The organism is Erythrobacter neustonensis, from assembly GCF_001663175.1.
Classification (GTDB): Bacteria; Pseudomonadota; Alphaproteobacteria; order Sphingomonadales; family Sphingomonadaceae; genus Erythrobacter; species Erythrobacter neustonensis.
Map to the genome: position 1 here is coordinate 557,853 of NZ_CP016033.1, position 18,704 is coordinate 576,556.

Consider the following 18,704-nt stretch of genomic DNA (forward strand, 5'->3'; position numbering starts at 1 on the left):
ATCGCCTGCGGTAACCCATGCACCATCCTGCCCACCACTGCCGACGGGAGATTGCATGACCGACACCGCCCCCTTGTGTGCCCCATCCCCCCACCCGGCAGATCTTGCCGCGATCCGCGCCACGCTCGAAGAGGCGCTGGCGCTTCAGCAGGCGGGCAATCTTGCCGCCGCCGAGCCGCGCTATCGCCGCGTGATCGAAGCGGGTTACCGCGTGGCCGAAGTGCGCCCGATCCTCGCAGGCATCATGGCCGTGCGCGGACATTTGCCTGCGGCGCTCGCATTGTGGGATGCGGTGCTCGCAGATGATCCGGGCAATCCGGTGGCGCTGCACGAACAGGGGCTGATCAATGGCCGGCTGGGCCGCAGCGCCGATGCCATCGCGATGCTGCGCGCCAGCTTCGCCGCCGATCCCGAAAATGCCGTTACCGCGAACAATCTGGCCGTGATGCTCGCCGATGCGGGCGAGCGCAGCGAGGCGCTCGAGATGTTCGCCCGCGCGCTCGCGCTCCAGCCGGGCAATCTGCACATCGAACACCAGATCCGCCGCCTCTCGGCCGAACTGGTGCCCTTCTGGCATATCCCGATGCTCAACGATGCGCGGCGCAACGGCGCCTTCGAGGCCGCGATCATCGCTGCGGTCGCCGCTGCCGGGCCGGATGCGCGGGTGCTCGATATCGGCACGGGCAGCGGGTTGCTGTCGATGATGGCCGCGCGCGCCGGGGCCAGCGCAATCACCGCCTGCGAGGTGGTGCCGGTGATCGCCGACACCGCGCGCGCGATCATCGCCGACAATGGCTATGCCGATCGGATCGCGGTCCACACCGCGCTGTCCAGCGCGCTCGAAGTGGGCCGGGAACTCGACGCGCGCGCCGATATCCTCGTCTCCGAAATCCTGTCGAGCGACCTCCTCACCGAAAAGGTGATCGACACCTTCGAGGATGCGCATGCGCGCCTGCTCAAAGACGATGCGATCGTCATCCCGCGCGCCGCGGCGGCGATCGGCTGTCTGGTCGAAAGCCCGGTGCTCGCAGATTACGTGTTCGTCGATCGGGTATCGGGCTTCGACGTGTCGCGCTTCGGCGCGCTGGGGCCGCAGAAACTGCCGATCCACGGGACGATGACGGACTGGACGCGGTTGAGCGACGATGTCGAACTGGTGCGCATCGATCTGACGCAGCGCCGCCACGACAGCGATCTGCAAACGCTCGACATCCGCGTAACCGCCGATGGCACCGCGGCGGGGATCGTCCAGTGGATGCATGTCGATCTGGCCGAGGGGATCAGCTTCGACAATCACCCCGATGGCTATTGCGATGGCGGCTGGCTGCAGGTGCTCCACCCCTTTCCCGCGCCGATCGCCGTGCGTGCGGGCGATGTGCTGCGGCTGGCGGTGGGGCATGACCGGGTGACGCTGATCGTGCGCCCGCTCGATCTTGCCGCGGGCGGGGCGCTGTTGCAGGCGGCGTGAGCGCGCGGGCCTGCCGCCGTTTTCCTTGACTTTGCGGGGCCCGCGGCCTAGCCGACGCGCTTCCCTACTATCCGCGATTCTTGTAAAGGCCCGCCCATGGCACGCGTTACCGTTGAAGATTGCGTCGACAAGGTTTCCAACCGGTTCGACCTGGTGTTGCTCGCAGCCCAGCGTGCGCGCGAAATTTCGGGCGGGAGCGAACTGACCATCGACCGCGACCGCGACAAGAACCCGGTCGTGGCGCTGCGCGAAATCGCCGAAGAAACGATCACGCCCGCCGGCCTGCATGAATCGCTGGTGACGGGTCTGCAGAAGATCCTCCCCGACGACGAGGACGAAGCGGACGAAATCGGCTCGCTCAGCCAGTCGGCCGAAGCGCTGCGGATCACCGCATCGGCGCCTGCGCGCACCTCGTCGCTGGGCGGCGATTACGACGGATAATCGTTTCGTATCAAATAGATGCTCGATTTTCAGGGGCGGTTTGGCGGGGTTTAGGCCCTGTCCAGACCGCCCCTTTCGCGTTCTTGACCCCTGTTTGACCGGCGTTTGACCCCGCTTTGCCCCCGCTTGCCAAGCGATGGGGCCCCGCTATCCCTGTGTCAGCGGGCAGGGAGCAGCAATGGCAACGATCGCAATCTACAGCGTCAAGGGCGGGGTCGGCAAAACCACGCTGGCGGTCAATTTGGCATGGGCCTCGGCCACGCTGTCGAACCGCAAGACGCTGCTGTGGGATCTCGATGCCTCGAACGGATCGGGGTTTCTGCTCGGGGTCGATGCCCGCAAGAAACGCAGCGCCGAAAGCATCTTTGCAAGCGGCAGCGACCCGGCCAAACTGATCCGGCCGACCGGCTATCCCGGTCTCGACTTGCTCCCCGCCGATGAAAGCATCCGCGCGCTCGAGCGGCAGTTGGGATTGCTGGGCAAGAAGAAACGCCTCGCCCGGCTGACGCAAGGCCTGGGGCAGAGCTACGACCGGATCATTCTCGATTGCCCCCCGGTGCTCAATGAGTTGAGCGCGCAGATCATCCGCGCCGCCGATCTGGTAATCGTGCCGCTGCCCCCTTCCCCGCTGTCCGCCCGCGCCTTCGAGGTGGTCGCCGCCGAGGTGCGCGCCAATGGCAAGCATCACCCGCCGATCCTGCCCGTCCTCGCCATGGTCGACCTGCGCCGCGCGCTGCACAAGGCGGTGCGCGATGCCAATCCGGCATGGCCCGTGATCCCGCTCGCCAGCGTGGTCGAGCAGTGCGCGGTGGAATGCCGTCCGGTCGGAGCGATCGCGCCGCGCTCACCGGCAAGCCGTGCAATGGCGCAGCTGTGGACCGCGATCGAACGCAAGCTGGCGGGATAGCGGCATCGCCTGGCCGACACGCCAATTTCGCGCTTCCGCGGTCCGGTGACTTGCGCTTATAGCAACGGCAATAACAAGGGCGGGCACATGGCTGACATATCCGATGGCATCGGCACGATGATCGAGGGCACGATGCTGGCCCGCACCACATCGCATGACACCGCCCTGCCCGGCGCCCATGCCGCGGCCGGGCCGGTCGCCTGCCCCAATTGCAGCACGGTGTTCACGGGCAATTTCTGCCCCGAGTGCGGGCAGAAGGCGCACCTTCACCGCAGCCTTGCCGCGATCGGCCACGATCTGCTCCACGCGGTGCTCCACCTCGACGGCAAGCTGTCGCACACATTGCCGCTGCTGATCGCCAAGCCCGGCGATCTCACCCGCCGGTTCATCGCGGGCGAGCGCGCGAAGTTCGTCAGCCCGATGTCGATGTTCCTGTTCACGGTCTTCGCGATGTTTGCGGTGTTCCAGATGGTCGGGGTCACCGCGCCCACCGATTTTGCCGATGGGATGATCGAGGGCTTCACCGACGACAGCCCGTTCCAGCGCAACATCCAGCGCCAGATCACCACGCTCGAACAGGAACGCGGCGCGCTGCCCGCAGGCAGCCCGCGCCGCACCGAGATCGACAGCGAGGTCAAGACGCTGAACACAATCCTCGCGGAGGCGAAGCCTGAGGCAACTTCCGAAAAGAACACCGCAAATGCCGATCCGACCGAAAGCTGGATCGAAAGCCACGTGTTCGAGAAGTGGAAAAAGAACCCCGGCCTGATGATCTACAAGCTGCAGTCGAACGGTTACAAGTTCAGCTGGCTGCTGATCCCGCTGTCGATCCCGTTCCTGTGGCTGATGTTCGCCTGGCGCCCGCAGTTCAAGGCCTATGATCACGCGGTGTTCGTGACCTATTCGCTCAGTTTCATGTCGCTGCTGTTCATCGTGATGTCGATCCTCAGCACGGTGCCGGGGAGCATGGGCTGGGTGATCGCGCTGTTCAGCATTGCCGCGCCGCTGCATCTCTACAAGCAGCTGCGCTACGCCTACTCGCTCAGCCGTTTTTCCGCGCTGTGGCGGTTTGCCGTGCTGTTGTTCAGCACGCAGGTGGTGATGATGCTGTTCCTGCTGATCCTCGCCCTGCTGGGCGCGTTCTGAGCCTCCGGGCGTGCGCCGGACAGGCGCATTCTGCCTGAGAAAAATCCCCCGTCCCGCAGATCGCCTTGCGCGATAGGGGGACGGGGGATCGTATCAGCTTAGCGGCTGCGCGCGATCAGGCGCCCTGCGGGGCCTCGTCGGCCTTGCCGCCGAACCGCTTGCCCGCACGCGGGATCGCGGAGCCACGCACCGGAACCACAACGCTCGGCCCGCGCGGCGCATCGGGACGGTCGATCTTGCCGCTTTCGAGCAGCGTGTTGATCTCTTCGCCCGTCAGCGTTTCGTATTCGAGCAGCGCCTGCGCGAGCAGGTGGAGCTGGTCTTCATGCGTCTTGAGGATATCGGTCGCCCGCGCATGCGCGCCTTCGACCAGGTCCTTGATCTCGTTGTCGATCAGCTCGTTGGTCGAGCCCGAACGGAAGGTGCGCTGCGCCGCGCCCATGCCGAGATAGCCTTCGGACTGTTCCTCGTACTGGAGCGGCCCGAGCTTTTCCGACATGCCCCACTGGGTCACCATGTTGCGCGCCAGACTGGTCGCATACTGGATATCCGAGGATGCGCCCGAGCTGACCTTGGAATGCCCGAAGATGATTTCCTCGGCCACCCGGCCACCCATCGCAACCGACAGGTTCGCGTGCATCTTGTCACGGTGGTAGGAATAGCTGTCCCGCTCGGGCAGGCGCATCACCATGCCCAGCGCACGGCCACGCGGAATGATCGTCGCCTTGTGGATCGGGTCGGATGCTTCCTCGTGGACCGAGACGATCGCATGGCCCGCCTCGTGATAAGCGGTCATCTTCTTCTCGTCGTCGGTCATCACCATGCTGCGACGCTCGGCGCCCATCATGACCTTGTCCTTGGCGTCCTCGAATTCCTGCATCGCGACCAGCCGCTTGTTGCGGCGCGCGGCGAGCAGCGCGGCTTCGTTGACGAGGTTGGCAAGATCCGCGCCGGAGAAGCCCGGGGTGCCGCGCGCGATCACGCGCGGGTTCACATCGGGGGCCAGCGGCACCTTCTTCATGTGGACGGCAAGGATCTTCTCGCGCCCGTCGATATCGGGCACCGGCACCACGACCTGACGGTCGAACCGGCCCGGACGCAGCAAGGCGGGGTCGAGCACATCGGGGCGGTTGGTCGCCGCGATGATGATGATGCCTTCGTTGGCTTCGAACCCGTCCATTTCGACCAGCAGCTGGTTCAGCGTCTGCTCGCGCTCGTCGTTCGAATTGCCGAGGCCATGACCACGGCTGCGACCCACCGCGTCGATTTCGTCGATAAAGACGATGCAGGGCGCGTTCTTCTTGGCCTGTTCGAACATGTCGCGCACGCGGCTGGCGCCGACGCCGACGAACATTTCGACGAAGTCCGAACCCGAGATGGTGAAGAACGGCACGCCCGCCTCACCCGCGATCGCGCGGGCGAGCAGCGTCTTGCCGGTGCCCGGCGAGCCGACCAGCAGCGCACCCTTGGGAATCTGGCCGCCCAGCTTGGAGAAGCGCTGCGGATCGCGCAGGAATTCGACGATCTCCTGCAGTTCCTCGCGCGCCTCGTCGATCCCGGCGACATCATCGAAGGTCACGCGGCCCGACTTTTCGGTCAGCATCTTGGCCTTGGACTTGCCGAAGCCCATCGCACCGCCATTGCCGCCCTTCTGCATCTGGCGCAGCGCGAAGAAGGCGATCCCGAGGATGAGGATGAAGGGCAACGAATTGAGGAGGATGAACAACAGCACGCTCTGGCTTTCGCGCTGCTTGCCGGTGAAGCGCACGTCGTTGTCTTCCATCAGCTTGGTGATGCCGACATCGTTGGGAACCGGAACCGTGCTGAAACTGTCGCCGTTCTTGAGCGTGCCGGTGATCAGCTCGTTGGACATCTGCACGTCCTGCACCTCGCCTTCGGCGATCGCGGCGCGGAAGTCGGAATAGCGCATGGTCGCGCCATTCGATTGGCCGGCACCGCCGAAGATGCTCACCGCCAACAACAGGGCAAGAAAGATCCCGCCCCAGATCATCAGCTGCTTCACCCAGGGGTTGGGGCCTTCGCCTTGCGGCTGGGGATCGTTCTGCTGGCTCATTCGGGGGATTCCTTTCCTCCGTGGCAATGTAGGATCGCTGCGGTGAATGGCAAGATCATGCGCCGCTGCGTGAAGCGTGCCAATTTTCGAACAGGGTGATGCGAATTATCGATCGTCACCGCGCGCACCATAGGCGGCGAGGAACACCTCGACCGCGCCGGCGATGCGGCGATGCTGGTCCTGTGCGCTGACTTCGGCGCCGAACCGGCATTCGAGATCGCCCATGCCCTTGCACATCGCGACGAATTGTTCGGCGGCGAGCAGCGGGTCGGCCACCACGAGCTCGCCCGCCTGCGCCGCGTGCGCAAGCCATGCGGCAAAGGCTTCCTTCATCCGCCACGGGCCGGCTTCGAGAAAGGCGAGGCCAAGGGCAGGCTCGGCCTCGGTCTCGGCGGCGATCCGGCGGTCGAAGCGGATCATTTCGGGGCGCGAGAGGAAGGCGTTCATCGCCTCGCCGATCGCGGTGAGCCGCTCGGCGATGGAACCTTGCGGCATCGCGTCGAGCGAAAAATGCCCGCGCATCTTCTCGCATTCGCGCTCAACCGCTGCGGCGAACAGCGCGCGCTTGTCGCCGAACTGGTTGTAGATCGTGACCTTGGAGACGCCGGCATCGCCCGCAACCTGCTCAATCGCGGTGGCGGCATAGCCATGATGGAAGAAATGATGCGCCGCCGTATCGACGATCGCCGCGCGCTTGGCAGCGTCGAGCGGTCGGCCGGCCCGCTTGCCTTTGGCGGCAAGCCGGACAGGTTTTTTTTCAGGATCGGATGAACCCCGGATTGACAAAGTGAACGGCTCCGTTCAGTTAAACGCTACCGTTCAATAATGGGCCGAGTCCTCCGCTCGCGCAACCCCTCGCCGCCGCAAAGGTATCGCATCACGTGCTCTGGATCGCCATCAGGATGCTCACCGGGGATGCCCAGAAGTTCTATGGGCTGTTGTTCGGCATCGCCTTTTCGACGCTGCTCATCACCCAGCAGATGACGATTTTCGTCAACCTCGTCGAACGTGGCGCAAGCGGCGTTTACAACGCGCCTGAGGCCGAGGTGTGGGTGATGGACCCGGTCAGCCGCACTACCGATGTCAGCTATGCCATGCCCTCGACCGCGCTCGACAAGGTGCGCGCGGTGCGCGGGGTCGAATGGGCGGTGCCGCATCTGCGTGCGCAGGCCAATGTCCGCACCAAGGCGGGTGATCTCGAAGGCGTGGCGGTGATCGGGGTCGACGATGCGACACTGATCGGCCTTCCCGAACGCATGGCGCTGGGCGACAAGAACGTGATGTTCGCGCCCGATACGGTGGTGATCGACGATGTCGGGGTGACGCGGCTGTTCTCGAACGGCGACAGCCCGATCGGCGAGCGGCTCGAACTCAACGACCAGCGCGCGGTGATCCGCGGGATTTCCGATGCGATCCCCAGCTTTACCAGCACCGTGGTGCTGTACACCCGCTATTCGAGCGCGCTCAACTTCGTGCCGGGCACCCGCAACCGCCTGTCCTTCGTGCTGGTGGGGGTAAGCGAGGGCGAAACCCCCGAAGGCGTCGCCGCGCGGATCGAGGCGGAGACGGGGCTGAAGGCTGAAACCCGCAAGGAATTCGCCGGCGCCGGGGTCGATTTCATCATCGAGAACACCGGCATCCCGGTCAATTTCGGGATCACCGTGTTTCTGGGCTTCGTCGTCGGCGTGGCGATCGTGGGACTCACCTTCAGCCTGTTCCTGCGCGACAACATCAAGCAGTTCGGCGCATTGAAGGCGATCGGCGTGACCAACAGCAAGATCGTGCAGATGGTCGCGGTGCAGGCCGGGATGGTCGGCATGATCGGCTACGGCCTCGGCGTGGTCGGCACGGTCGCCTTCATCAAGGGCTTCGGCGCCAATCCCTTCTTCAAGGGGTTCTACATCCCTTGGCAGATCCCGCTGATCAGTCTGGTCGCGGTGGTCGTGATCCTTGCGATCACCGGCTTCATCGCGATCCGATCCGTGCTGAAAACCGAACCGGCGGCGGTGTTCCGGTGAGCGAGGCGGCAATCATGGATACCACGGCAATCGGCGGCTGCGCGCCCGAAGCGGCGATCTGCGCGCGCGGGATCATCCGCGAATTCGAGGCGGGGCAGACCACGATCCGCGTGCTGCACGGGATCGATACCGATATTCGCCCGGGCGAGCTGACCTACGTGGTGGGGGAGAGCGGGTCGGGAAAAACGACGCTGATCTCGATCATGTGCGGCATCCTTTATCCCACCCAAGGCGAGGTGAAGGTGTTCGGCACCGACATCTACAAGCTCACCGATACCCAGCTGGTGAATTTCCGTCTCAGGAACATCGGCTTCATCTTCCAGCAGTATAACCTCATCCCTTCGATCGATGTCGCGGCCAATGCCGCGGTGCCGCTGATCGCGCAGGGCGTGCCGCTGGCCGAAGCGCGCGAGCGGGCCAAGGTGCTGCTCGACAAGCTCAATATCGGCAATCAGGCCGACAAGCTGCCGCGCCAGCTTTCGGGCGGGCAGCAGCAGCGCGTCGCGATCGCCCGCGCGCTGGTGCACGAACCGCGGCTCGTGGTCTGCGACGAACCGACCGCGGCGCTCGATGCCTCGTCGGGCCGCCGGGTGATGGACCTTTTGCGCGAAGTCGCGGTCGCGCCTGACCGGGCCTGCATCATCGTCACCCACGACAACCGCATCTTCGATCTCGCTGACCGCATCATCGTCTTGGAAGACGGCCGCATCACCCATGACGGGACCGAGATGCCCGATGACCACTGATACCCCCACCCTCTCCAATCCGCCGAGGACACCATGCTCCGCAATCTAAGCTTTGCCCGCCAGATCCTGCCGGCCCTTGCGTTGATCGGGGTCGTGATCGCCGTCTGGCTGATCATCGCCGGCCTGCCCGACCGCTCGACCGCCGCGCCCGCCGAGCAGCCACCAAAGGCGGTCGGCAAGCTCGCCAATGCCCCGCGCGTTGCGGGTGCGGGCATCGTCGAGCCATCGAGCGAGATCATCGATATCGGTTCGGCCCTGTCGGGTCTGGTCACCGATGTCCGCGTCGCGCCGGGTGACCGCGTTGCGCGCGGCGAGGTCTTGTTCATGGTCGATGCGCGCGCCGCACAGGCAAGCCTTGCACAGGCCAACACCGCCATCAATGAGGCGCGCGCCGCCATCAACGAAGCCGCCGCCGCGCAGAAAACCGCGCGCCAGCAGCTCGCGCTCTATCGCGGGCTCACCGATCCTGCCGCCGTCTCCCGCGCCGAAGTGATCCGTGCCGAGGGCGAGGAGGCCGCCGCCACCAGCCGCCTGGGCCTTGCCCGTGCGCGGCTCGCCTCGGCCGGCGCTGCCGCCGCTGCGGCCCGCACCGAGATCGACCGGCTGACCGTGCGCGCACCGATTGCGGGCGAGATCCTCGCGGTCAACATCCGCAAGGGCGAATATGTCGCGACGCAGGGCGGCGGCAATGCCGTGCCCTTCATCCAGATGGGCGAAACCAGCCCGCTCCACGTGCGCATCGATATCGACGAGAACGAAATCGCGCGCGTTGCCCTGGGCCAGCCTGCGGTGGTGTCCCCGCGCGGCGCGGCAGAACAGCATGTCAACGCCACCTTCGTGCGCGCCGAACCGCAGGTGGTGCCCAAGCGATCGCTGACCAATTCGGCCGCCGAGCGCGTCGATGTGCGCGTGCTCCAGCTGATCTATGCCCTGCCGCCGTCCGATGCCTTCCGCGTCGGCCAGCAGATCGATGCCTTTATCCCGGCCAAACCGGGTGCGCCTGCAAAGTCGGAAGGGTAAGGCGATGGCCCGCCCGATCCTTGCCGGGGCTGCGCTGCTGCCGCTCATGCTCGCCGCCTGTGCCAGCGTGCCCGATGTTGCCACGCCTGCGCCCGAGCTGCCGCGCGCGTTCTTCTACACGCCGCAGGCCCAGGCGGGCGCAGCGCTTGCCGCGCTGATGCCTGAACGCGATCCCGCCTACACCGCGCTGTCGCAGGCCGCGCTCAACGATGCGCCCAATCTTGCCGAGGCGCTGGCGCGGATCGACAGCGCCCGCGCGGGCGCGCGCCGGGCCGGGGCCGAACGCCTGCCCAATATCTCCGCCGATGCCGATGTGACCCGCAACCGCATCAACCCCGCGCAATTCGGCACCGCCGGGCAGCAGGGCTTCATCCCGCGCGAACAGACCGCTTACGGCGCGAACATCAGTGCCAGCTGGGACATCGACCTGTTCGGGCGGCTTAAGGCGCAGGAACGCGCCGCTTTGGCCCGGATCGATGCCGCCACCGCGCAGGCGCAGGGCGTGCGCCTCGCGCTGCTCGCCGAAATCGCCGCCAGCATTACCGACTGGCGCGTGCTCGATGCGCGCGCTGCCGCGATTGCCGCCGATGGCGCTGCTGCGCGCCAGCTTGCCGCGCTTGCCAAGGCACGCGAGGATGCCGGGATCGCCCCCGGGTTCGACCGCGTGCGTGCCGAGGCGACCGCAAGCGGATCGGCCACCCGCCTTGCCGCGCTGGAGGCCGAGCGCGCGCGGCTGGTCGGGCGGCTAGTGACACTGACCGCGCAGGATGGCGCGACGGTGCGCGCCGCGCTGGCGACCCCCGCCCCCGCGCTTGCGCCCGCGGCGGCGCCGGCGAGCCTGCCGTCCGACCTGCTTGCCAATCGGCCCGATGTCGCCGCCGCCGCCGCCGAACTTGCCGCAACCGATGCCGATCTGGCCGCCGCAGCGCGCGCACGCTTCCCGCGGATCACGCTGTCGGGCGTGATCGGGCTGCTGGCGTTCGACCCCAGCGAACTGTTCAACGATTCGCTGGTGACCACGCTGACCGGCGGGATCGCCGGCCCGCTGCTCGATTTCGGGCGTGTCGCGGCCGGGATCGATGCCGCCGCCGCCGACAAGCGCGCCGCCTTTGCCGCCTATCGCGGCGCGGTCTATCAGGCGCTGGGCGATGCCGAGGCGGCTTACGGCGTGGTCGAAGCCGCCGATGCCGAAGCTGCACTGGCGATCACGCAGCGCGACCAGTTGGCGCGCGCCGCCGGAATCGCCGAAACGCGTTACAAGGCCGGGCTCGCCAGCTTCCTCGACGTGCTCGAAGCGCGCCGGGCTGCCGATACCAGCGGCGAGAACACCGCAGCCGCGCTGGGCCGTGCGGCGCGTGCGCGGATCGTTCTGTGGCAGGCGCTGGGCGGAGAGCCCGCGGACTAGCGCGCTTTCCTACACCACGCCGCGGCGCTAATCCTTGCGCGCTCTTTGCCATCGTCGTCAGCGCCGCGACCGGCGCATCATCACCCCGTCCGGGCAGGAGGCTTTTCCTGTTCTGGACAGTGTCTCATGTGTCTCCAACAGGGCGCCGCTGGATCAGCGCCGAGCGTTCGCAGCGGCACACCACCTCATCCCGTTGATTCGTCATTTCGTGAACCCAGGTGACGATCCCCGCATCGGGCCGCGACTTGCTCTCGCGCAGCTCCTTGACCTCGGACGAGGCGCGCAGCGTATCGCCGATGAATACGGGCTTGGGCGTCACCACCTTGTCGAAGCCGAGGTTGGCGACCAGCGTGCCCAGCGTCGTCTCGCCCACCGACAACCCGACCAGCAGGCTGAAGGTGAAGGTCGAATTGACGAGGATCTGCCCGAACCCGCTCGCCTTTGCGGCTTCCACATCGATGTGGAGCGGCTGCGGATTGTGGGTCATCGTCGAGAACAGCAGATTGTCGGTCTCGGTCACGGTGCGGCGGATCGGGTGTTCGATCCGTTCGCCCACCTGCCATTCGTCGAAGAACTTGCCCGCCATCAGGTCGCACTCCCCCAGCGCGCGACCACGTCCGCGCCGTCATCCGCACTGGAACGGACCGCGCCGGGCGTGCGGCTGAAGCGCGGGGCGGGGGCGGTGTGCCAGATGCCGTCGTGTTCGACATAGGCACCGCGCGCCTTCATGTGCGGATGCTCCCGCGCCTCGTCGATCCCCAGCACGGGGGCAAAGCAGGCATCGCTGCCTTCGAGCAGGTCGCACCACTCGGCGCGCGTTTTGGTGGCGAACAGTGCGGCCAGTTTGTCCGCGTAGTCGTCCCAGTTGGCGGGGTTCATCTGGCCTTCCGCCAGTTCCGCCGGAGCGCCGGCCTTGGCCAGCATCTCGGCATAGAACTGCGGCTCGATCGAGCCGAGGCTGATCTCCTTGCCGTCCGCGCAGGTGAAACAGCGGTAGAAATGCGCCGCCCCGCCGAGCATCCCCTTGCCCCGTTCCGTCGACAGGTGCGGCACGCCCCGCACCCCGAAGAAGAAGCTCATCAGGCTGGTCGCCCCGTCGACGATCGCGGCATCGACCACCTGCCCCTTGCCGCTGCGTTCGCGTTCATACAGCGCGGCCATGATCCCGAAAGCGCAATACATCGACCCACCCCCGAAGTCGCCGACGAGGTTCTGCGGTGGGGTTGCGGTCTCGCCGGGCTTGCCGACAGCCGCAAGTGCGCCGGTGAGCGCGATGTAGTTGATGTCGTGCCCGGCGGCCTGCGCCAGCGGGCCGTCCTGTCCCCAGCCGGTCATGCGGGCGTAGACCAGCCGCGGATTGGCGGCGAGCAGTTCCTCCGGCCCCAGCCCCAGCCGCTCCATCACGCCCGGGCGAAAGCCCTCGATCAGCACGTCGGCGTGTGCGACCGCGGCGTGCACCTGCGCCCTGCCCTCCTCGCTCTTGAGGTCGACCGCCATGCGGTGACGCGCGCGTTCGACCACCGGGTTGCTGACGCCCGCACCCGGCCGGTCGATCCGCACCACCTCGGCGCCCAGATCGGCAAGCAGCATCGCGACATGCGGGCCCGGCCCGATGCCGCTGAATTCGATCACTTTGAGGCCGGCAAGCGGCCCTGATGGCTGGTTCATGTGGTGCTCTCTCCCGCAAGCGGCTTTGCCCGCCCTGTGTCCCCGGCTCATCGCAAAGCCGCCGCGCGATAGCAAGCAGGCGCCTCTTCACCGTCTTGCAGGACTTTTGCGATATCAGGCGGCGACGCACGCAAGCCGTGCCTTCGCCGTGGCGCAGCACCCGGCAGTGATGTAGCGGATGCAGGATCGGACGGTAGTGAGTGAAGCAATGACGATTTATCCGGTCATCCTGTGCGGGGGCAGCGGCACGCGGCTGTGGCCCATGAGCCGCAAGGCGACCCCCAAGCATGTGCTGCCGTTGACGGGTGACGAGACGCTGTTCGAGCAGGCGCTGCGCCGGGTGGCAGGCGATGATCGCTTTGCGGCGCCGATCGTGGTTGCCGGCGCGGCGCATGCCGATCTGGTGATCGCCAAGCTCGATGCGGCGGCGGGCACGCGGTTGGTGATCGAGCCAGCCGCGCGCAACACCGCGCCCGCGATCGCGCTGGCCGCGGCCTTGCTGCCGCCAGAGGCGGTGATGCTGGTGTGTCCGAGCGATCACCATATCGCCGATACCGCCGCGTTCCGCTCGGCCGCGCTGGCCGCAGCAGCGCTCGCGCGCGAGGATTATCTGGTCAGCTTCGGGATCAGCGCCGACCGCCCCGAGACGGGCTATGGCTACCTGCGCCGCGGCGCGCCGCTCCCCGGAGGATACGCGATCCGCGAATTCGTCGAGAAACCCGACCGCGCGCGGGCAGAAACCTATCTCGAAACCGGCGAATACAGCTGGAACGGCGGCATCTTCGCCTTCCGGGCCGGATGCCTGCTCGACGAACTTGCCCGCCATCGCCCGGACATGGCGCGGCTGGTCGCGCAAGCTGTGGCACAGGGGCAGTGGGACGGCGCGCACTTCCATCCCGCGCCCGCCCCCTTTGCCGCAATCAGCGGGGATTCGATCGATTACGCGGTGATGGAGAACACCGATCGCGCAGCCATGGTGCCTGCCGACATGGGTTGGTCCGACATCGGCAACTGGGCAGCGCTGGCCGATGCGCTGGCCGACCGCGCCGATGCCGAAGGCAATGTGGTGCGCGGGCGTGCGGATCTGGCTGATTGCAGCGATGTGTTCGCGATGACCGACGGGCCGCGGATTTCAGCCGTCGGGCTCAAAGACATCTGCATCGTCGTCGCCAATGGCGAGGTGCTGGTGACCAGCCGCGACGGGGCGCAGATTGTGGGGAAATTGCCCGGAGCGGTCGACCAGTAATGGCGGATGGCTTTGCCCCGCGCCGCCTTGCCATGCGGATGGTCGACAAGGTCTGGGGCCGCGACCTGCTGCCTGCGCCCTTTGCCGCGCCCGATGGCCGGCGGATCGGCGAAATCTGGTTCGAACCCGCCCCCGAAATGCCGCAGCTATTGGTCAAATACCTGTTCACCTCGGAAAAGCTTTCTGTCCAGGTGCACCCGTCCGCTGCCAACGCGCAGCCGGGCGAGGCGGGGAAGGACGAATGCTGGCTGGTGCTCGGCGCAGCACCCGGCGCAAGGCTCGCAATCGGGTTCGAACGCGAGGTAAGCTGCGACGCGGTCGCCGCCGCGGCGCGGGACGGCAGTATCGAGGATTTGCTCGCCTGGCACAGCGCCAAGGCAGGCGACCTATTCTATCTGCCCGCGGGCACCGTCCATGCGATCGGGCCGGGACTGGCGCTGGTGGAAGTGCAGCAGACCAGCGAAACCACCTTTCGGCTGTATGATTACGGAAGGCCGCGCGAACTCCACCTCGAACGAGCGCTGGGCGTCGCCATCACCGGCCCCTATGATGCAGCGCACCGCCGCAGCGTGCGCGATGGCACGCGGCTGGTCGACGGCCCGTTCTTCCGGCTGGACCGGATCATCGGCGCGCCGGATTCAGAAACGCTGGCGGCCTATCCGGGGGTTGTGCAGGTGCTGCCGCTGCACGGATCGGTGCGCGCACATGACGGATCGGTGGCGGCCGAAGCGGGCGAAAGCCTCATCGCACACAGCCTCGCCGACCTCGACTTTGCCCATGCCGAGGTGACCTTGCTCGCCCGCTCGATCTGATCGCCGCGGCCTGAAATCCTGCCTTGCGCAGACAAAGGCAAACTTGCTTGTTTTGGTCTTTGCACCGTTTAACACCGTGTGCCATGCGCTCCCTCACCCATCTCGAACGGCTTGAAGCCGAGAGCATCCATATCCTTCGCGAGGTTGTGGCGGAGGCGGATAACCCGGTGATGCTCTATTCGATCGGCAAGGATTCGGCGGTGATGCTGCATCTTGCCAAGAAGGCGTTTTATCCCGCGCCCCCGCCGTTCCCGCTGCTGCATGTCGACACCACCTGGAAGTTTCAGGACATGTATGCCTTGCGCGAAAAGGCCGCGCGTGATGCCGGGATGGAACTGCTCGTCCACCAGAACCCCGAAGCGAAAGAGCGCGGGATCAACCCGTTTGCACACGGTCCGTTGCACACCGACATGTGGAAGACCGAAGGATTGAAGCAGGCGCTCGACCTCTATGGCTTCGACGTCGCCTTCGGCGGCGCGCGGCGCGACGAGGAAAAGAGCCGCGCCAAGGAACGCGTCTTCAGTTTCCGGACCAGCAGCCACGGTTGGGACCCCAAGAACCAGCGCCCCGAACTCTGGAACCTCTACAACGCCCGCAAGAAAAAGGGTGAGAGCATCCGCGTCTTCCCGATCTCGAACTGGACCGAGCTCGACATCTGGCAATACATCATGAACGAAGGGATCGAGATCGTGCCGCTCTATTTCGCGGCTGAACGTCCCACCTACGAATATGAAGGCGGATTGTTCATGGCCGACGATCTGCCGCGCCTCGAAGCGGCGATGGGCAAGGCGCCCGAGATCACGATGCGTTCGATCCGGTTCCGCACGCTGGGCTGCTTCCCGCTGACGGGCGCGGTCGAAAGCACCGCCTCGACCTTGTCCGAAGTCGTGCAGGAAATGCTGCTCACAACCACCAGCGAACGCCAGGGCCGCGTGATCGACAAGGATGGCGGCGATGCCAGCATGGAAAAGAAGAAGCAGGAGGGTTATTTCTGATGAAAACTCCCTCCAGCTTCCAGACCGACGCGCTGATCGCCGAAGATATCGACGCCTATCTCGCCGCGCACCAGAACAAGAGCCTGCTGCGTTTCATAACCTGCGGCAGCGTGGATGATGGCAAGTCTACGCTGATCGGGCGCTTGCTCTACGATTCCAAGATGATCTTCGAGGACCAGCTTGCCGCGCTCGAAAGCGACAGCAAGCGGCACGGCACGCAAGGGCAGGAGATCGACTTTGCGCTGTTGGTCGATGGTCTTGCCGCAGAACGCGAACAGGGCATCACGATCGACGTTGCCTACCGGTTCTTCGCCACCGAAAAGCGCAAGTTCATCGTCGCCGATACGCCGGGCCACGAACAATACACCCGCAACATGGTGACCGGCGCATCGACCGCTGACCTCGCGGTAATCCTGATCGATGCGCGCAAGGGCGTGCTGCAACAGACGCGGCGGCACTCCTATCTGGTCCACCTGCTCGGCATCCGCCACGTCGTCCTGGCGGTGAACAAGATGGATCTGGTCGGCTATGACCGGGCGGTCTTCGACAGCATCGTCGAAGATTACCGCGCCTTTGCCAGCAGCATCGGCATCACCGATTTCACCGCGATCCCGATTTCAGGGTTCAAGGGCGACAACATCACCTCTGCGCCGTCGGCCAACACACCGTGGTATGATGGTCCGGCGCTGATCGCGCATCTCGAAACGGTCGAGGTCGACAGCGTTGCCGCGCAGGAACAGGGTTTCCGGATGCCGGTGCAGTGGGTCAACCGTCCCAATCTCGACTTCCGCGGTTTTGCCGGACAGATCGCTGCCGGGGTCGTGCGCCCGGGCGATGCCGTGCGGATCGTGCCATCGGGCAAGACCAGCACGGTCAAGGCGATCGCCACTTTCGGCGGCGATCTTGCCGAAGCGGTTGCCGGGCAATCGGTGACGATCATGCTCGCCGACGAGGTCGATTGCAGCCGCGGCGACATGATCGCAAGCGCGGGCGATCCGCCGCAGGCCTCTGACCAGTTTCGGGCAACACTGGTGTGGATGGACGAGGAGGCGCTGAAACCGGGCCGCGGCTACTGGCTCAAGCTCGGCACGCAAACGGTCACCGCGACCATCCAGCCGCCCGAATACGAGATTGACGTCAACAGCCTCGAACATCTTGCGGCCAAGACGCTGGGCCTCAACGGGATCGGCGTTGCCGAATTCGCCACCGACCGCCCGATCGCGTTCGAGCCCTATGCCGCCAACCGCCAGCTGGGCGGGTTCATCCTGATCGACAAGTTCACCAACGCGACCGTTGCGGCCGGGATGATTGCGTTCAGCCTGCGTCGCGCCGACAACGTCCACTGGCAGCCGACCTCCATCACCCGCGACGATCATGCCGGGATGAAGAACCAGACCCCGCGCGTGCTGTGGTTCACCGGCCTGTCGGGCTCGGGCAAATCGACCATCGCCAACGCGGTCGAAAAGCAGCTGTTCCTGATGAACCGCCACACCTTCCTGCTCGACGGGGACAATGTGCGCCACGGGTTGAACCGCGACCTCGGCTTTACCGAGACCGACCGGATCGAGAACATCCGCCGGGTGAGCGAGGTTGCCAGGCTGATGACCGATGCGGGGCTGATCGTGCTCACCGCCTTCATCTCGCCCTTCCGGGCCGAGCGGCAGATGGTGCGCGAGATGCTGCCGCAAGGCGAATTCATCGAAATCTTCGTCGATACCCCGCTCGAGGTTGCCGAAGGCCGCGATGTTAAGGGCCTCTACAAGAAGGCGCGCAGCGGCCAGCTCAAGAACTTCACCGGGATCGACAGCCCCTACGAAGCGCCCGAAAACCCCGAGATCCGCGTCAACACCGTCGACATGACCCCCGACGAGGCCGCGCGTTACATCATCGAACAGATCCTGCCGCTGAAATGAGCGCCGCCGATCTTGACGATGCCGCGCTTGCCGCAAGCCTTGCCGCAGAGGCCGGGCGGCTGTTGATGGCGGTTCGCGCCAGCGGAATGTTCGAAGGCAAGGCGCTCGGCAAGGCGGGCGATGCAACCGCGAACCAGTTCCTGTGCCATGCATTGCGCCATCTGCGGCCTGACGACGGGCTTTTGTCGGAAGAGGAAAAGGACAATCCCGCGCGGCTCGCCAAATCACGCGTGTGGATCGTCGATCCGGTCGATGGCACCCGCGAATACGGCGAGGCACGTGCCGACTGGGCGGTGCATGTTGCGCTCGCGGTGGATGGTGTCGCCGTCACCGGCGCGGTGGCGCTGCCGGGCCTCGATGTCGGCGTCGTGCTTCGCTCCGATCAGCTGCAGCCGCTTGTCCCGCTGCCCGACCGCCCGCGCTTCCTTGTGAGCCGCACGCGGCCCGCCCGCGAGGCCGAAGCGGTTGCTGCCACACTCGGGGGAGAGCTGGTGCCGATGGGCAGTGCCGGAGCCAAGGCGATGGCGGTGGTGCGGGGCGAGGCGGAGGTCTATCTCCACTCCGGCGGGCAATACGAGTGGGACAGTTGTGCGCCTGTTGCGGTCGCTGCGGCGCACGGCCTCCACTGTTCGCGCATCGATGGCAGCCCGCTGGTCTACAATCAGGCCGATACCTACATGCCCGACCTGCTGATTTGCCGCGCCGAATGGGCCGAACGCGTGCTCGCCGAAGTCGCGCGCCTGCCGGCAAACGCCTGATCGCACCGGCTGCGTGGTCCGCCGGGCTGCCGCTGTCGGCCGCTGCATTGCGCAGGGCGCGATTGACACTGCCGCTTGTCTGCCCGA

The 18,704-nt window shown here is 66.1% G+C and carries 17 protein-coding genes; 13 read left to right on the forward strand and 4 right to left on the reverse strand.

Features of this window, described 5'->3' with window-relative positions:
• Positions 1-55: 55 nt before the first annotated feature.
• The 4 genes from A9D12_RS02685 to A9D12_RS02700 all read left to right on the forward strand — a co-directional run bounded on the left by A9D12_RS02685 (position 56) and on the right by A9D12_RS02700 (position 3,962).
• Positions 56-1,468: a 50S ribosomal protein L11 methyltransferase gene (locus A9D12_RS02685; RefSeq protein ID WP_068349542.1), complete on the forward strand. Its 1,413-nt coding sequence runs from the start codon at positions 56-58 to the stop codon at positions 1,466-1,468.
• A gap of 96 nt (positions 1,469-1,564) precedes the next feature.
• On the forward strand, positions 1,565-1,909 hold the full coding sequence (gene rpoZ / locus A9D12_RS02690) for a DNA-directed RNA polymerase subunit omega (RefSeq protein ID WP_068349544.1): 345 nt from the start codon (positions 1,565-1,567) through the stop codon (positions 1,907-1,909).
• Between the two features lie 178 nt (positions 1,910-2,087).
• Positions 2,088-2,816, forward strand: a complete 729-nt coding sequence (locus tag A9D12_RS02695) for a ParA family protein (RefSeq protein ID WP_068349547.1) — start codon at positions 2,088-2,090, stop codon at positions 2,814-2,816.
• Between the two features lie 87 nt (positions 2,817-2,903).
• Positions 2,904-3,962, forward strand: a complete 1,059-nt coding sequence (locus A9D12_RS02700) for a DUF3667 domain-containing protein (protein ID WP_068349549.1) — start codon at positions 2,904-2,906, stop codon at positions 3,960-3,962.
• Positions 3,963-4,077: 115 nt separating this feature from the next.
• Here the strand turns inward: A9D12_RS02700 and ftsH are convergent, their stop codons facing one another.
• Positions 4,078-6,036 carry an ATP-dependent zinc metalloprotease FtsH gene (ftsH, locus tag A9D12_RS02705; RefSeq protein WP_068349551.1) on the reverse strand — a complete coding sequence of 653 codons (1,959 nt, stop codon included), beginning with the start codon at positions 6,034-6,036 and terminating at the stop codon, positions 4,078-4,080.
• A gap of 105 nt (positions 6,037-6,141) precedes the next feature.
• Entirely contained in the window at positions 6,142-6,822 is a 681-nt protein-coding gene (locus tag A9D12_RS02710; RefSeq protein ID WP_068349554.1) for a TetR/AcrR family transcriptional regulator, read from the reverse strand.
• Between the two features lie 95 nt (positions 6,823-6,917).
• Between A9D12_RS02710 and A9D12_RS02715 the strand changes: the two genes are divergently transcribed.
• The 4 genes from A9D12_RS02715 to A9D12_RS02730 are packed head-to-tail and all read left to right on the forward strand — an operon-like array spanning position 6,918 to position 11,225.
• Positions 6,918-8,054 carry an ABC transporter permease gene (locus A9D12_RS02715; RefSeq protein WP_068349557.1) on the forward strand — a complete coding sequence of 379 codons (1,137 nt, stop codon included), beginning with the start codon at positions 6,918-6,920 and terminating at the stop codon, positions 8,052-8,054.
• Positions 8,055-8,068: 14 nt separating this feature from the next.
• Positions 8,069-8,800: an ABC transporter ATP-binding protein gene (locus A9D12_RS02720; protein ID WP_068353519.1), complete on the forward strand. Its 732-nt coding sequence runs from the start codon at positions 8,069-8,071 to the stop codon at positions 8,798-8,800.
• 33 nt (positions 8,801-8,833) lie between these two features.
• Complete coding sequence (locus A9D12_RS02725; protein ID WP_068349559.1) at positions 8,834-9,820, forward strand: efflux RND transporter periplasmic adaptor subunit; 987 nt, start codon at positions 8,834-8,836, stop codon at positions 9,818-9,820.
• Positions 9,821-9,824: 4 nt separating this feature from the next.
• Positions 9,825-11,225 (forward strand): efflux transporter outer membrane subunit, encoded by a 1,401-nt coding sequence (locus A9D12_RS02730; RefSeq protein WP_068349561.1) that lies wholly within the window; start codon positions 9,825-9,827, stop codon positions 11,223-11,225.
• Positions 11,226-11,349: 124 nt separating this feature from the next.
• Here the strand turns inward: A9D12_RS02730 and A9D12_RS02735 are convergent, their stop codons facing one another.
• Both A9D12_RS02735 and A9D12_RS02740 read right to left on the reverse strand, forming a co-directional pair.
• Positions 11,350-11,811 (reverse strand): MaoC family dehydratase, encoded by a 462-nt coding sequence (locus tag A9D12_RS02735; RefSeq protein ID WP_068349563.1) that lies wholly within the window; start codon positions 11,809-11,811, stop codon positions 11,350-11,352.
• Positions 11,811-12,893, reverse strand: coding sequence for a CaiB/BaiF CoA transferase family protein (locus tag A9D12_RS02740; RefSeq protein ID WP_068349566.1), 1,083 nt, complete (start codon positions 12,891-12,893; stop codon positions 11,811-11,813). Before A9D12_RS02740 ends, A9D12_RS02735 begins: the two co-directional genes overlap by 1 nt.
• A 208-nt stretch (positions 12,894-13,101) precedes the next feature.
• On the opposite strand from A9D12_RS02740, the gene A9D12_RS02745 reads away from it, so the two are divergent.
• The 5 genes from A9D12_RS02745 (at position 13,102) to A9D12_RS02765 (ending at position 18,617) form a co-directional block, all read left to right on the forward strand.
• The gene (locus tag A9D12_RS02745) at positions 13,102-14,139 is read left to right on the forward strand and encodes a mannose-1-phosphate guanylyltransferase (protein ID WP_068349567.1); all 1,038 of its coding nucleotides are present in this window, start codon (positions 13,102-13,104) and stop codon (positions 14,137-14,139) included.
• A complete protein-coding gene (locus A9D12_RS02750) occupies positions 14,139-14,951 on the forward strand; it encodes a class I mannose-6-phosphate isomerase (RefSeq protein ID WP_068349569.1) in 813 nt (270 codons plus the stop codon). Before A9D12_RS02745 ends, A9D12_RS02750 begins: the two co-directional genes overlap by 1 nt.
• Positions 14,952-15,034: 83 nt before the next feature.
• Complete coding sequence (gene cysD / locus A9D12_RS02755) at positions 15,035-15,946, forward strand: sulfate adenylyltransferase subunit CysD (protein WP_068349571.1); 912 nt, start codon at positions 15,035-15,037, stop codon at positions 15,944-15,946.
• Entirely contained in the window at positions 15,946-17,859 is a 1,914-nt protein-coding gene (gene cysN, locus A9D12_RS02760; protein ID WP_068349573.1) for a sulfate adenylyltransferase subunit CysN, read from the forward strand. Before cysD ends, cysN begins: the two co-directional genes overlap by 1 nt.
• Positions 17,856-18,617: a 3'(2'),5'-bisphosphate nucleotidase CysQ gene (locus A9D12_RS02765; protein ID WP_068349575.1), complete on the forward strand. Its 762-nt coding sequence runs from the start codon at positions 17,856-17,858 to the stop codon at positions 18,615-18,617. Before cysN ends, A9D12_RS02765 begins: the two co-directional genes overlap by 4 nt.
• The last annotated feature ends 87 nt before the right edge of the window (positions 18,618-18,704 follow it).

Excerpts from the sequence above, each read along its gene's own strand:
- cysN (WP_068349573.1), top strand. The coding sequence starts at position 15,946 with ATGAAAACTCCCTCCAGCTTCCAGACCGACGCGCTGATCGCCGAAGAT.
- cysD (WP_068349571.1), top strand. The coding sequence starts at position 15,035 with ATGCGCTCCCTCACCCATCTCGAACGGCTTGAAGCCGAGAGCATCCAT.
- rpoZ (WP_068349544.1), top strand. The coding sequence starts at position 1,565 with ATGGCACGCGTTACCGTTGAAGATTGCGTCGACAAGGTTTCCAACCGG.
- A9D12_RS02695 (WP_068349547.1), top strand. The coding sequence starts at position 2,088 with ATGGCAACGATCGCAATCTACAGCGTCAAGGGCGGGGTCGGCAAAACC.
- A9D12_RS02740 (WP_068349566.1), bottom strand. The coding sequence starts at position 12,893 with ATGAACCAGCCATCAGGGCCGCTTGCCGGCCTCAAAGTGATCGAATTC.
- A9D12_RS02700 (WP_068349549.1), top strand. The coding sequence starts at position 2,904 with ATGGCTGACATATCCGATGGCATCGGCACGATGATCGAGGGCACGATG.
- A9D12_RS02685 (WP_068349542.1), top strand. The coding sequence starts at position 56 with ATGACCGACACCGCCCCCTTGTGTGCCCCATCCCCCCACCCGGCAGAT.
- A9D12_RS02725 (WP_068349559.1), top strand. The coding sequence starts at position 8,834 with ATGCTCCGCAATCTAAGCTTTGCCCGCCAGATCCTGCCGGCCCTTGCG.
- A9D12_RS02735 (WP_068349563.1), bottom strand. The coding sequence starts at position 11,811 with ATGGCGGGCAAGTTCTTCGACGAATGGCAGGTGGGCGAACGGATCGAA.
- A9D12_RS02720 (WP_068353519.1), top strand. The coding sequence starts at position 8,069 with ATGGATACCACGGCAATCGGCGGCTGCGCGCCCGAAGCGGCGATCTGC.
- A9D12_RS02730 (WP_068349561.1), top strand. The coding sequence starts at position 9,825 with ATGGCCCGCCCGATCCTTGCCGGGGCTGCGCTGCTGCCGCTCATGCTC.
- ftsH (WP_068349551.1), bottom strand. The coding sequence starts at position 6,036 with ATGAGCCAGCAGAACGATCCCCAGCCGCAAGGCGAAGGCCCCAACCCC.
- A9D12_RS02745 (WP_068349567.1), top strand. The coding sequence starts at position 13,102 with ATGACGATTTATCCGGTCATCCTGTGCGGGGGCAGCGGCACGCGGCTG.
- A9D12_RS02750 (WP_068349569.1), top strand. The coding sequence starts at position 14,139 with ATGGCGGATGGCTTTGCCCCGCGCCGCCTTGCCATGCGGATGGTCGAC.
- A9D12_RS02765 (WP_068349575.1), top strand. The coding sequence starts at position 17,856 with ATGAGCGCCGCCGATCTTGACGATGCCGCGCTTGCCGCAAGCCTTGCC.